We start from the raw sequence: 12329 nt of genomic DNA, 5'->3' as shown, positions 1-12329 counted from the left end.
TTATCCTTTTATATTCAGTACGCGATGCAGCCAGAAAACCGGGATCAGCCCCACCGCCACCAGCATTAGAGCAGGAAACGCCAATGACGCTATTTGCTCACTCGCCGTAAAGCGGAAAACATAGGTTGCTAAGGTATCAACCCCGAAAGGGCGCAGCAGCAGCGAAACGTTCAGCTCTTTCATGCTTTCCGTGAGAATCAGCAACGCCCCAATAAACAGGCTGCGGCGCAATAGCGGGATATGCACGCGTGACCAACGGCTGGAGGGAGAAGCCCCCAACACGAGGCTTGCGCTGTCCAGCGACGACGGAATAGCGTCCATGCTGCGCTCAAGACTGTCTAGCATCAGGCGTCCAAATTTAACGCTATAAGCGAGGATGAGAATAAACAACGATCCCGCCAGCAAGGCATCCGTTGTAGGTAACCCCGTAGCGTTGGCAAACAGAGTAATCCCGCTATCCACCAGCGACAGTAGAGTAAACAGCCCAACGGCCAGTACTGTGCCAGGCAAGGCAAAGCTAAGGCTGACTAACCTAACCGGTGTCTGATTGGCAAATATCCCGGCCGTGCGCGTGTAGAAGATAAATGACAGTGACATCAGCGTAATGATGGCGGTCGCCGTGGCAGACGCTAACAGGCTATTAATCACCGCGTGGAGGAACGCCATATCCCATAACGACACCATGTGGCGGAGAGCCAAAAAGAGTAGAGACAGAGCCGGGAACAGAAACGACAGACAAACGATTCCCCAGCAGTAGCCGCGAACCATCCTGCTACGCCACCCATTCAACACGGGCGGCACCACCGGGGAAGTATTAGCCTGTGCCTGATAAATTCGTTGCTTCCGACGCCAGACATTAACCAAAAACATCAAGAGAAAGATCGCGGGCAAAATCAACACGCCAAGACGTGCTGCCGCTCCTACATCGCCCTGCTCCTGCCAGATATCCAGCACCTGGGTTGTCATGGTGGGAATACCAAGGTAAGACGCCGCGCCATAATCCCCCAGCGTTTCCACAACCACGAGCGCCCCACCGCAGGCAATCGCTGGCCATGCAAGAGGCAAACATAAGCGGCGGAATACCTGAGTGCGTGTCTGATTCAGCAAACGAGCCGAATGGATGAGGCTCGCGGGCTGTTTTACCAGCGCTTCACGTACCAGCAGATAGATATAGGGATACAACACCAGCGCCAGTATCAGGCTCACGCCCACAAGCGAAACGGGTAATCCGGCAACATGGGATACTCGCCATGATGAAACTACCGACAGCCCACCTTCTTGCAGCAACTGGGAAAAGTGCCGTAATGCATCGGTATAAAGATAGGCGAGCAGGAATGCGGGCATGGCAAGCGGCAGGCAAAGCGCCCATTGCAACACGCGATGGCCGGGAAAGCGGTACATGGCGATAAACCAGGCTGACGGCAATCCAAACAGTAAACTGAAGAAAAGCGTACCCAGTACGATAACCGCAGAATGTATCAGGTAGGTGGGTAACCCGATTTGCCACAGTTGGGTGAACCCCAACCCGCCGGCGAAAAAAGCCTGATAGAAAACCGTTGCTAAAGGAAGCAACAACAGTCCCGCCAACAACCCACTACTGACGCGCCAGACACCGGAGATCATAGAATCAAAACTGTATTAGATAAGATCGCTGTTATTAATAACAGAGCCTGACGGCGGCGTCATCGTATCAAACCGCGATAAAGAGGCTTTAATCCTGCGATTAACCCAAGGTGATTTCCATCACCGAACGGTAATAAAATAAAAAATAGCCATTTCAATGTATTACGATTATCGCCTCTCTACCTTTTCAACCGTCATTTTTTATCGCAATCAGATGTTTCCTGTAAGAAAACTTGGAACCTCATGGGATATCTGTGATAACGTCATCCGACAACATTTAGAACAGGTTCAACCATGAAAAACTCTGCGCTGGCTCTGCTTCTGCTAAGCCTGATGAGCTTCTCTTCCGCCAGCAAGGCGCTGAATGAATTTGAGGCGGAAGATCTCGCCGATCTGACCGCGATCTTTGTTTATCTGAAAAACCACTGTGGCTATCAGGATCTGCCGAATGATCAAATTCGTCGGACGTTGGTTGCCTTTGCTCAGCAGAACCGCTGGGATCTCAGCAATTACAGCGCTTATGACATGACGGCGATGGGCGAAGATAGCTATCGTGATCTCAGTAAAATCGCGCTCCCTACGCCGAAGAAGTGTCAGTCTCTGGCGCGTAACTCGCTCGGTTTACTTTCCTACGCTCAATAACCCTTATCCTCCTCCGCACTGACTGAAATTTGACCGTGCAAGCGGCAAAGAGTCGACGATAATAGAGTGGAGGAAGCTCTACGGGAACCTCATCACCGTGCATCCCCTATTATCAGGGATTGTCATCGATCAGAGCCGCCTTCTCTCTTATCTCCGTCTTCCCCTTTCATCTCGTCGCACACTATTTCGTCAAAAATGATATTTATCACATTTATTTATTTCTGCATTTTCTACTTGCATTCCCTGCCTCCCTTGCGGCATCTGGGTTTGCGTAAATTTACATAAGGTCAACTAAAAATCATATATCTTGTGTGGTTGAAATATGAAATGTCTACATCTAGTATTCTTTTTGTAGCCATCGCATAACGGGTCGCTACCCAGTGGATCGGTTCGGGCACACATGCCCTGAAGATAGCCGCTCCGACAGACTTCTTTCACGCCAAAGGGTAAATACGAATCATGCGTATTACTATTTTCACTAAGCCAGATTGTGTTCAATGCAACGCCACATGTCGTGCGCTGGATAAGCAAGGGATTCACTATCAACTGGTGGACTTAACTGAAGATGAACAGGCGTTACAGCAGGTAAGAGCGTTGGGCTATCAGCAGGTGCCTGTCGTGATGACGGCCGATGATCATTGGAGCGGCTTCCGCCCGGATAAGATCAGTACTCTGAACGCCGCCCTGCAATTGCAGTAAGGGGGGCAATATGAACCCGCTGGTCTATTTCTCCAGCCAGTCGGAAAACACGCATCGCTTCATTTCCAGGGTGGGTTTACCCTCCCTGAGAATCCCGATAGCGACAGAACAGCCTGCATTGAAAGTTGATCGCCCCTATATTCTGGTTGTCCCCAGCTACGGCGGAGGCAGCGCGAAAGGGGCGGTGCCGCGTCAGGTCATCATCTTTCTCAACGATCCGCACAATCGCGCTTATCTGCGCGGCGTGATTGCCGCAGGCAATACCAATTTCGGTGCGGCGTATTGTCTTGCTGGCGACATCATTGCGCAAAAATGTCAGGTGCCCTACCTGTACCGCTTTGAATTGCTCGGCACGGCAGAAGACGTTGCAAACGTGCGTAAAGGAGTAACTGAATTTTGGCAACAACAGACCATGTGAGCGCCAAGGCAACCAAGACCAATACGGATGCCCACACGCTCGATTACCATGCACTCAACGCGATGCTGAACCTCTACGACGCCGAGGGGAACATCCAATTTGAGATGGATAAGCTCGCAGCCCGCCGTTATTTCCTGCAACACGTCAACCAGAACACGGTGTTCTTCCATAATTTGGAGGAAAAACTGCGTTATCTGGTGGAAGAAGGCTACTACGAAGCGGAAGTGCTGGACCAATATCACTTTGATTTCATCAAAAGCCTTTTCCAGCAAGCTTATGCTCACAAGTTCCGCTTTCAGACCTTTTTAGGCGCGTTCAAATACTACACCGGCTATACGCTCAAAACCTTTGATGGCAAACGCTATCTGGAACGTTACGAAGATCGCGTCTGTCTCGTGGCATTGACCCTCGCCAAGGGGGACACCGTACTGGCTAGCGCGCTGGTCGACGAGATCATCAGTGGACGTTTCCAGCCAGCCACCCCCACCTTCCTCAACTGCGGTAAAAAACAACGCGGTGAGTTGGTGTCCTGCTTCCTGCTGCGCATTGAAGATAATATGGAGTCGATTGGTCGAGCGATTAACTCCGCGCTTCAGCTCTCAAAACGCGGCGGCGGCGTGGCTTTCATGCTTAGCAACATCCGCGAAACCGGCGCGCCAATCAAGCGCATTGAGAACCAGTCGTCCGGTATTATCCCTATCATGAAAATGCTGGAAGATGCCTTTTCTTACGCTAACCAACTTGGGGCGCGTCAGGGTGCAGGCGCGGTGTACCTGCATGCGCACCACCCAGATATTCTGCGTTTTCTGGATACCAAGCGGGAAAATGCCGATGAGAAAATTCGCATCAAAACGCTGTCTTTGGGGGTCGTCATCCCCGATATCACATTCCAGTTGGCGAAGAATAACCAGGTGATGTACCTGTTCTCACCGTATGATGTCGAGCAGGTTTATGGTGTGCCGCTGTCGGAAATCAGCGTGACCGAAAAATACCACGAGATGGTCAACGACAAACGCATTCGTAAATCTCAAATCAAGGCGCGCGAATTCTTCCAGATCCTCGCCGAAATCCAGTTCGAGTCCGGTTATCCTTATATGATGTTTGAAGATACCGTGAACCGAGCGAACCCGATTCACGGCCGCATCAATATGAGTAACCTGTGCTCTGAGATTTTGCAGGTCAACGACGCCAGCCTGTACGACGACGATCTTGGTTATCGCCATATCGGCAAAGATATCTCCTGTAACCTCGGTTCAATGAATATTGCCAACGCGATGGCCTCACCCGATTTTGGTCAAACGGTTGAAATGGCGATCCGCGCCCTGACCGCCGTTTCCGATATGAGCCACATCCGTTCCGTGCCATCGATCGAAAAAGGCAACGACGAATCACACGCCATTGGTTTGGGTCAGATGAACCTGCACGGCTATCTGGCGAAAGAGCGTATTTTTTACGGCACAGAAGAAGCCGTTGATTTCACCAATATCTATTTCTACACCGTCGCCTTCCATGCGATTCGGGCATCGAATGCGTTAGCAGTAGAGCGGAACCAGCGCTTCTCAGGCTTCGAGCACTCCAAATACGCGACGGGCGAATATTTTGAAAAATACATCGAACAGCGTTGGGAACCGACAACGGCGCGCACACGCGAGCTATTTGAACAGGCAGGCATCCATATTCCTAGCCAACAGGACTGGGCGGCGCTACGCGAATCCGTAATGGAACACGGTATTTATAATCAGAATTTGCAGGCTGTTCCGCCAACCGGGTCGATTTCGTATATCAACCACTCGACGTCCAGTATCCACCCGATTGTGTCACGTATCGAGATTCGTAAAGAGGGCAAGATTGGCCGCGTCTACTACCCTGCCCCTTACATGAACAATGACAATCTGGAGTATTACCAGGATGCCTACGAAATTGGGCCGCAGAAGATTATCGACACCTATGCTGCCGCCACACAGCATGTCGATCAGGGGCTATCGCTGACGCTGTTTTTCCGCGACACCGCCACCACGCGCGACATCAATAAAGCGCAGATCTACGCCTGGACCAAAGGTATTAAAACTATTTATTACATTCGCATACGGCAGATGGCGCTGGAAGGCACTGAAGTTCAGGGCTGTGTGTCCTGTGCGCTATAAGCTATCGCGGAAGGAAATCGAAACATGACCGCACTCACTCGCGTCCAGGCGATTAACTGGAACAAAATTGAAGACGACAAAGATTTGGAAGTCTGGAACCGGCTGACCTCTAACTTCTGGTTGCCGGAAAAGGTGCCGCTGTCGAATGATATTCCGTCATGGAGCACGTTGAATCCTCGCGAACGTCAGTTGACGATCCGTGTATTTACCGGTCTGACGCTACTGGACACCATCCAGAATACGCTGGGCGCGCCGACGCTCATGCCCGATGCGGTGACGCCGCATGAAGAAGCGGTACTCTCTAACATCAGCTTTATGGAAGCAGTACATGCCCGTTCGTACAGCTCTATTTTCTCAACGCTGTGCCTGACCAGCGAAGTGGATGATGCCTATCGCTGGAGTGAAGAGAATCCGGCGCTACAGAAGAAATCTGACATTATTCTATCGCACTACCGCAGCGACGATCCGTTGATGAAAAAAATCGCCAGCGTATTTCTGGAGTCATTCCTGTTTTACTCTGGATTCTACCTGCCGATGTACTGGTCGAGCCGCGCCAAGCTCACCAACACGGCGGATTTGATTCGACTGATCATTCGTGATGAAGCGGTTCACGGCTACTATATTGGCTACAAATTCCAGCGCGGGCTAGCGAAGGCTGACCCCGCTCGCCAGCAGCAGGTGAAAAATTTCGCCTACGATCTGCTACAGGATTTGTACGACAATGAGGTGCTGTATACGCAGGAACTCTATGATGGTGTCGGATGGACGGAAGATGTGAAGAAATTCCTTCACTACAATGCGAACAAAGCGCTGATGAATCTGGGTTATGAGGCGCTGTTCCCCGCCAGTATGACGGATGTGAATCCCGCGATCCTCTCGGCGCTATCGCCAAACGCGGATGAGAACCATGACTTCTTCTCTGGCTCCGGTTCATCTTATGTGATTGGTAAAGCCGTCAATACCGAAGACGAAGACTGGGACTTCTAAAAAAATAACCACCGCTTTTCGCGGTGGCCACACTTGCACGACAAACGCTGCGATGCAGCGATTTTTACAATCGCATAAATGAAAAACCCCGAATCATTGCTGATTCAGGGTTTTCATAATAAGTGGCGGAACGGACGGGGCTCGAACCCGCGACCCCCTGCGTGACAGGCAGGTATTCTAACCAACTGAACTACCGCTCCACTCATGCTCACTGAGCGGGATGAATACTAAGATGATGGCACTATTACGTCAACGCTTTTTATAACTAACCGTTTCTGTTTGCTTATAATTTCATCTTACTGACGATTCTCTCACCTGCGAGGTGATCGGCCTCACCATGTCACGATGGCAAGGCCCATCTCTATTCAGCTCGCCACAGGCAGCTACCGCCTTTTTTCGCAATCAAATCCAGACGCTGCTCATGCGCTAACAGCTCTGCCTCATCCGCATAAAGCACCGTTAACGCCGATTGAGGACGGACAATTCTCTGGATAGTTTGACTATCCTCACTCTTCTGCGGCGTTTCACCTTCCATCGAAAAAGTCAGAGACGTTTGGCCACCGGTCATCGCCAGATAAACTTCTGCCAGAATCTCGGCATCAAGCAATGCGCCGTGCAGCGTACGCTTGCTGTTATCTATCTGGTAGCGGTCGCAAAGCGCATCCAAACTGTTCCGCTTGCCGGGGAAGATCTTCCGCGCCATAAGCAAGCTATCGGTGATCTTACAGAACGTCTCCGTCTTGGGAATGTCCCGGTTCAGCAGCCGAAATTCGTAATCCATAAAGCCGATATCAAACGTCGCGTTGTGAATGACCAACTCCGCGCCACGGATAAACTCGAGAAAATCATCCACGATGTCGGCATACGTCGGCATATCAGCAAGAAACTCATCGCTGATACCATGTATGTTATAGGCCTCTGGATCCACTAAACGATCGGGTTTGATGTAGACGTGAAAATGACGACCTGTCAGGCGGCGGTTAATCACTTCGACCGCACCGATCTCGATAATTTTATGCCCCTCGTAGTGAACCCCCAGCTTATTCATACCGGTGGTTTCTGTATCCAGGACGATTTGTCGCGTAATTTCAGTGCTCATCGTTTTCGTTTATGTCAGACTTGCCGTTTTTACCATAAGGGAGAGTCTACCAGAGATGCGCAAACAGGTAGAAATTTTCACCGACGGATCGTGCCTCGGTAATCCCGGCCCCGGCGGTTATGGTGCTCTGCTGCGCTACAAGCAGCATGAAAAAGCGCTAAGCGCAGGCTACCGTCTCACGACGAATAACAGAATGGAGCTGATGGCCGCGATTGCAGCGCTTGAAACACTGACTACCGCGTGCGATGTGGTGCTTTGCACCGACAGCCAATATGTTCGTCAGGGAATCACCAGTTGGATTCATAACTGGAAAAAGCGGGGGTGGAAAACCGCCGACAAAAAACCGGTCAAAAACGTCGATCTCTGGCAAAGGCTGGATACCGCGATTCAACGCCATACCGTGCGCTGGGAATGGGTAAAAGGGCACGCGGGTCACCCAGAAAACGAGCGCTGCGATGAACTCGCTCGCGCCGCCGCCAGTGCGCCAACGCTTGATGATACGGGTTATCAGGCTGAGTAAAGCACCTCAGGGCGTTCGCCTTATCGCCGGTAGAACTTTGTTGCGCCCACCGTGCGGCGCACAGAGGCTTTCCTCAACCGCCGCGCCCTCATCGGCATAAACGTCAGCGGAATCGTGCGTTTTCGGGCAATAATCAGGGTCAGGCATCCCAGCATTGGAATATGTTTATTCAACCTCCCAGTGTTTCTTCGCCATGGCGTAACGTGAAAATGGGTCTGATGGATCACCTCATAGTTCAATAATCCCAGCCAGTCCGTGATGCGCATTTGCGTGAACATACGGCCGCAATAAGGATGCTTTTTATTGAGCCAGGGAATCAGTTTCCCCAGACCAACCAGACTGATCGGATTAAACGTACTCAGGATCAACCAACCATCATCGATCAAAACACGATCCACCTCCCGCAAAATACGATGCGGATCCGATGAATAAGATAACGTTTGGGCTAGCAAACAAGCATCGATCGACTTTTCAGAGAAAGGCAACTGATGCGCATCGGCCACAACCTGAAGATTCTCACCGTGAGGTGCAACACTAACCTGATGCGCGATTGCACAGTCTGTGACGTCAATTTCCGCGCTCAGGGCACCTATCTTAAGAAGATGGAAACCAAAGAGTTTTGGCCACCATGGTAGCAAAGCCAGCTCAAGCGACTCGCGATAAAACTGCCCACAGGTGATATCATCCCATGAATCAGGTGCAACAAGGGTCTGAGGGATTCGTGCCGATTTCATCTTCTGTTCCCGTCCTCAGGCTACTCGCAAAAAGAGGTGATGAATGAATCTTATCAGTATCCCCGCACTTCAGGACAACTACATTTGGCTATTGAGCAATAAAGAAAATCACTGTGTGATTGTCGACCCCGGTGAAGCAAGCCCAGTGCTTCATGCTCTTGAACAAAATTCATTTTTTCCCGAAGCAATTTTGCTCACTCATCATCATAACGACCATGTAGGAGGTGTCAGTGAGATCCTCAAACATTACCCTAACCTGCCCGTTTTTGGCCCAAAAGAAACCGCTAAATGCGGCGCAACCCGGCTGATAACAGAAGGAAATACCGTCTCTTTGTTAAATTCGGAATTTTCTGTAATGGCGGTGCCAGGGCACACATCGGGTCATATCGCTTACTATAATGAGCCTTTTTTGTTCTGTGGCGACACACTATTTTCTGCAGGATGCGGCCGTACCTTCGAAGGAACACCAAATCAACTTCATGAATCAATTCAAAAAATAGCAAAACTCCCTGATAGCACTGTAGTGTGCTGTGCCCATGAATATACGCTATCAAACTTAAAGTTTTCTAATGCAATATGGCCTGAAGATCCTGATATTGCATCTTATCTTTATAAAATCAGTCAGATACGAGAAAAATCACAATCTAGTTTACCCACAACACTAGGTCTGGAGAGAAAAATCAACCTGTTCCTTCGCTGCCATGAAATTGATTTAAAAAGAAAATTATCAGATGAACCTGAAAATATAGAGAATTGGCAAGCTTTTGAGATACTACGCCGTAAGAAAGACGGCTTTTGAAGGTTTAGGTTGTACTGTTCCTCTAATCAAAGTATCCTTGCTCGTCTTTTAAGCAACTATTGACCAACATATGAAGGCTAAAGCGATGATCATCGCCTCAGTCTTGCTGGCAGGTTGTCAGGTTTCCCCCTATGACACCTCGCAACCTAAACAGCATGCACAGAGTTTGTCTTCGGCAAGTCAAAGTGAAGCAGGAAAGTACACAGATGGTCGAGAGGCCTCCGCGCGATGGCTAGATGACGATAGCCTCGCGCAACGAGATCTGTGGAACTTCATTGGCGACGAGCTGAAGATGGAGGTTCCGGATAACGCCCGGATCCGCGAGCAAAAAACGCGTTATTTGAAAAATAAGAGCTATCTCCACGATGTAACATTACGGGCAGAGCCGTACATGTACTGGATAGTCGAGCAGATTAAGCAACGTAAGATGCCGATGGAACTGGTACTGCTACCCATAGTGGAGAGCGCTTTTGATCCAAGTGCCACATCATCCGCCAATGCCGCAGGGCTATGGCAGATTGTGCCTGGTACAGGACGCAATTATGGTTTGAAACAAAACCAATGGTACGACGGGCGTCGCGACGTGATTGCGTCCACGACGGCTGCGCTGGATATGATGCAGCGGCTTAACACTATGTTTGATGGTGACTGGCTATTAACTGTCGCCGCTTATAACAGTGGCGAAGGTCGCGTCATGCAGGCGATGAAAGCGAATAAAGCAAAAGGGAAATCAACCAGCTTTTGGGCACTGGCGTTACCGCGTGAAACGTCAATCTATGTTCCTAAAATGCTGGCCTTGAGCGATATTCTTAAAAACAGTAAGAAGTATGGCGTGAGTCTGCCGCAACCCAATGAAAGCCGGGCATTAGCAAAGGTTGAACTGGGTCAGCAGATAGAGCTAACGCAAGCCGCCGAGATGGCTGGCCTGTCATTGAATAAGCTGAAGAGCTATAACTCGGGCTATAAACGTAATGTAACCGCACCTAATGGGCCACATTACATTATGGTTCCTAAAGCTCACGTTGAGCAGTTGAAAGACTCACTGGCTGATGGTGACATCGCTGCGATTCAACCAACACGCTTAGCGCAAACGCAGCCAACGTCTGCGCCACAGCAATATAAGGTGCGCTCAGGAGATACTTTATCGGCAATCGCGGCGCGGCTTAATGTCAGCACGAAAGAGTTGCAGAACTGGAACAATATGCGTAGCGCGGGTGCGCTCAAAGTTGGCCAGACACTGCAAGTGGCTAAAGCCTCAGGCAATAGCGGTTCTATCACCTATCAGGTACGAAAAGGTGATTCGCTGGCAAGTATTGCTAAACGCCACGGCGTAAATATTGCTGATGTAATGCGATGGAATACTGTTATCAACAAGAATGCCAACATACAGCCAGGCGATCGTCTGACACTCTATGTTAGCAGCACGGTAAAGCCTGATTCTTAACGTCATATATGAATCAGTAACGAAAAACAGCCCTCTTACCGTTGTAGAGGGCTGTTTTTTTATGGCGATGCAATCAGGCTAAACTCGACAAGCAGTGGATTATGATCGGATGCCTGAGTCACGAATACAGAAGATTGATTAACAGCCAGTTCACGATAAAAGACGAAATCCAGCGGCCGACCAAACGCTTTACGCCGCTGATCATCAGCAAAATGTACTTCCTGCAATCCCATTCTTATCGCAAACCGATTAAGTGCATTGATACGCTGCCGACTCCATGCATTGAAATCCCCAGCCATAATAGCCGGCCCCTGATGATGTATAAGTTGTTCTCCAACCGTGGCCAGTTGCTTGGTATAAACCTCTACACCCAAGCTAAAGTTAACCGCATGAATATTAATAATCATCAGCCTCTGACCATTCTGAAGCGCATAGACCGTGACTAAAGAAGACTTAGCCAAGCGCAATAGAGGTTCCCTTTCACGTAAAGGACAGCAATATACTGGCTGGGCCGCTGATAGCGTCATCACCCCAGATGGATGTTGCGGGAGGATAATGGCAGGGACCTGATCGGCAGAGAGGTAATTCGTGGTGGCGAAACGGATGAGATCTGGCGTGCTTTGCGCTTCCTGCAACAGGACCAACTGGGTATCCTTACCGAAATTTTGCAATACAGAAAGCCAGTCCATTCTTTGTTGCTTGAAAATATTCCACACCATTACGCGTAAAACATCGCCCTCCAACAATAATGAGCCTGTCGGTAACGCTTGTCCCGGATAATGCATTTCCCCCGGCGGGAAGATACGTTCGACTGGTTGACCAGCAACATACCTCATTGCATAAGTTCTTTTCCGCACGCCTCATCCACTATCAGTTGCAATACACCAAATACCCTATCAAAAAAGAGTCCACTTCTGTTATAAAAATTTTATCGCAGACTTTGAATGCACGCGTAGAGATAGGGGAGGAAAAAACGACATGATGGGCAAAAATAAAAAGTAGGAGGAAGAGAAAAAGAGAGGGTCATCTAAAAATCCTCATGTCTAAATATACAAAAAGCCCTAAGCATCAGCTTAGGGCTTTTTGTATAATAAGTGGCGGAACGGACGGGGCTCGAACCCGCGACCCCCTGCGTGACAGGCAGGTATTCTAACCAACTGAACTACCGCTCCACCGAATTTCTCTACAACCACCAGATTACTCCGGCTTACTGCTTAATT

At 49.7% G+C, this 12329-nt stretch carries 12 protein-coding genes and 2 tRNA genes; 8 read left to right on the top strand and 6 right to left on the bottom strand.

Features of this window, described 5'->3' with window-relative positions:
- Entirely contained in the window at positions 1-1623 is a 1623-nt protein-coding gene (locus OI69_RS15435; RefSeq protein WP_039352312.1) for an ABC transporter permease, read from the bottom strand.
- A 294-nt stretch (positions 1624-1917) separates the two neighbouring features.
- Here OI69_RS15435 and OI69_RS15430 point away from each other — a divergent pair, with 294 nt between their 5' ends.
- The 5 genes from OI69_RS15430 to nrdF all read left to right on the top strand — a co-directional run bounded on the left by OI69_RS15430 (position 1918) and on the right by nrdF (position 6513).
- Positions 1918-2265, top strand: a complete 348-nt coding sequence (locus tag OI69_RS15430; RefSeq protein ID WP_039352309.1) for a YacC family pilotin-like protein — start codon at positions 1918-1920, stop codon at positions 2263-2265.
- A gap of 459 nt (positions 2266-2724) precedes the next feature.
- The gene (gene nrdH, locus OI69_RS15425) at positions 2725-2964 is read left to right on the top strand and encodes a glutaredoxin-like protein NrdH (protein WP_039352306.1); all 240 of its coding nucleotides are present in this window, start codon (positions 2725-2727) and stop codon (positions 2962-2964) included.
- Between the two features lie 10 nt (positions 2965-2974).
- Entirely contained in the window at positions 2975-3382 is a 408-nt protein-coding gene (gene nrdI / locus OI69_RS15420) for a class Ib ribonucleoside-diphosphate reductase assembly flavoprotein NrdI (RefSeq protein WP_039352303.1), read from the top strand.
- The gene (gene nrdE / locus OI69_RS15415; protein ID WP_039352300.1) at positions 3379-5526 is read left to right on the top strand and encodes a class 1b ribonucleoside-diphosphate reductase subunit alpha; all 2148 of its coding nucleotides are present in this window, start codon (positions 3379-3381) and stop codon (positions 5524-5526) included. The genes nrdI and nrdE overlap by 4 nt, the downstream gene beginning before the upstream one ends.
- Before the next feature lie 24 nt (positions 5527-5550).
- Positions 5551-6513: a class 1b ribonucleoside-diphosphate reductase subunit beta gene (gene nrdF / locus OI69_RS15410; RefSeq protein WP_039352297.1), complete on the top strand. Its 963-nt coding sequence runs from the start codon at positions 5551-5553 to the stop codon at positions 6511-6513.
- Positions 6514-6636: 123 nt separating this feature from the next.
- Here nrdF and OI69_RS15405 read toward each other — a convergent pair.
- Both OI69_RS15405 and dnaQ read right to left on the bottom strand, forming a co-directional pair.
- Positions 6637-6713: transfer RNA gene (locus OI69_RS15405), tRNA-Asp, on the bottom strand.
- Between the two features lie 161 nt (positions 6714-6874).
- Positions 6875-7612, bottom strand: coding sequence for a DNA polymerase III subunit epsilon (dnaQ, locus tag OI69_RS15400; protein ID WP_039352293.1), 738 nt, complete (start codon positions 7610-7612; stop codon positions 6875-6877).
- Here dnaQ and rnhA point away from each other — a divergent pair.
- The gene (gene rnhA / locus OI69_RS15395) at positions 7566-8132 is read left to right on the top strand and encodes a ribonuclease HI (RefSeq protein ID WP_162183344.1); all 567 of its coding nucleotides are present in this window, start codon (positions 7566-7568) and stop codon (positions 8130-8132) included. The two genes, dnaQ and rnhA, sit on opposite strands and share 47 nt — an antisense overlap.
- Positions 8133-8152: 20 nt before the next feature.
- Here the strand turns inward: rnhA and OI69_RS15390 are convergent, their stop codons facing one another.
- The gene (locus tag OI69_RS15390; protein WP_039352287.1) at positions 8153-8866 is read right to left on the bottom strand and encodes a class I SAM-dependent methyltransferase; all 714 of its coding nucleotides are present in this window, start codon (positions 8864-8866) and stop codon (positions 8153-8155) included.
- A 43-nt stretch (positions 8867-8909) separates the two neighbouring features.
- On the opposite strand from OI69_RS15390, the gene gloB reads away from it, so the two are divergent.
- Positions 8910-9665, top strand: a complete 756-nt coding sequence (gene gloB / locus OI69_RS15385; protein ID WP_039352284.1) for a hydroxyacylglutathione hydrolase — start codon at positions 8910-8912, stop codon at positions 9663-9665.
- 70 nt (positions 9666-9735) lie between these two features.
- Entirely contained in the window at positions 9736-11109 is a 1374-nt protein-coding gene (mltD, locus tag OI69_RS15380) for a murein transglycosylase D (protein WP_039352281.1), read from the top strand.
- Between the two features lie 59 nt (positions 11110-11168).
- Here the strand turns inward: mltD and OI69_RS15375 are convergent, their stop codons facing one another.
- Positions 11169-11966, bottom strand: coding sequence for an endonuclease/exonuclease/phosphatase family protein (locus OI69_RS15375; protein WP_039352278.1), 798 nt, complete (start codon positions 11964-11966; stop codon positions 11169-11171).
- Positions 11967-12204: 238 nt separating this feature from the next.
- Positions 12205-12281: transfer RNA gene (locus tag OI69_RS15370), tRNA-Asp, on the bottom strand.
- Positions 12282-12329: the final 48 nt, after the last annotated feature.

Origin of the sequence: Pectobacterium fontis (assembly GCF_000803215.1) — a bacterium.
In the GTDB taxonomy this organism is placed as follows: Bacteria; Pseudomonadota; Gammaproteobacteria; order Enterobacterales; family Enterobacteriaceae; genus Pectobacterium; species Pectobacterium fontis.
The sequence above is the reverse complement of the archived record's forward strand: the minus strand, read 5'-3'. Positions and strand labels throughout refer to the sequence as shown.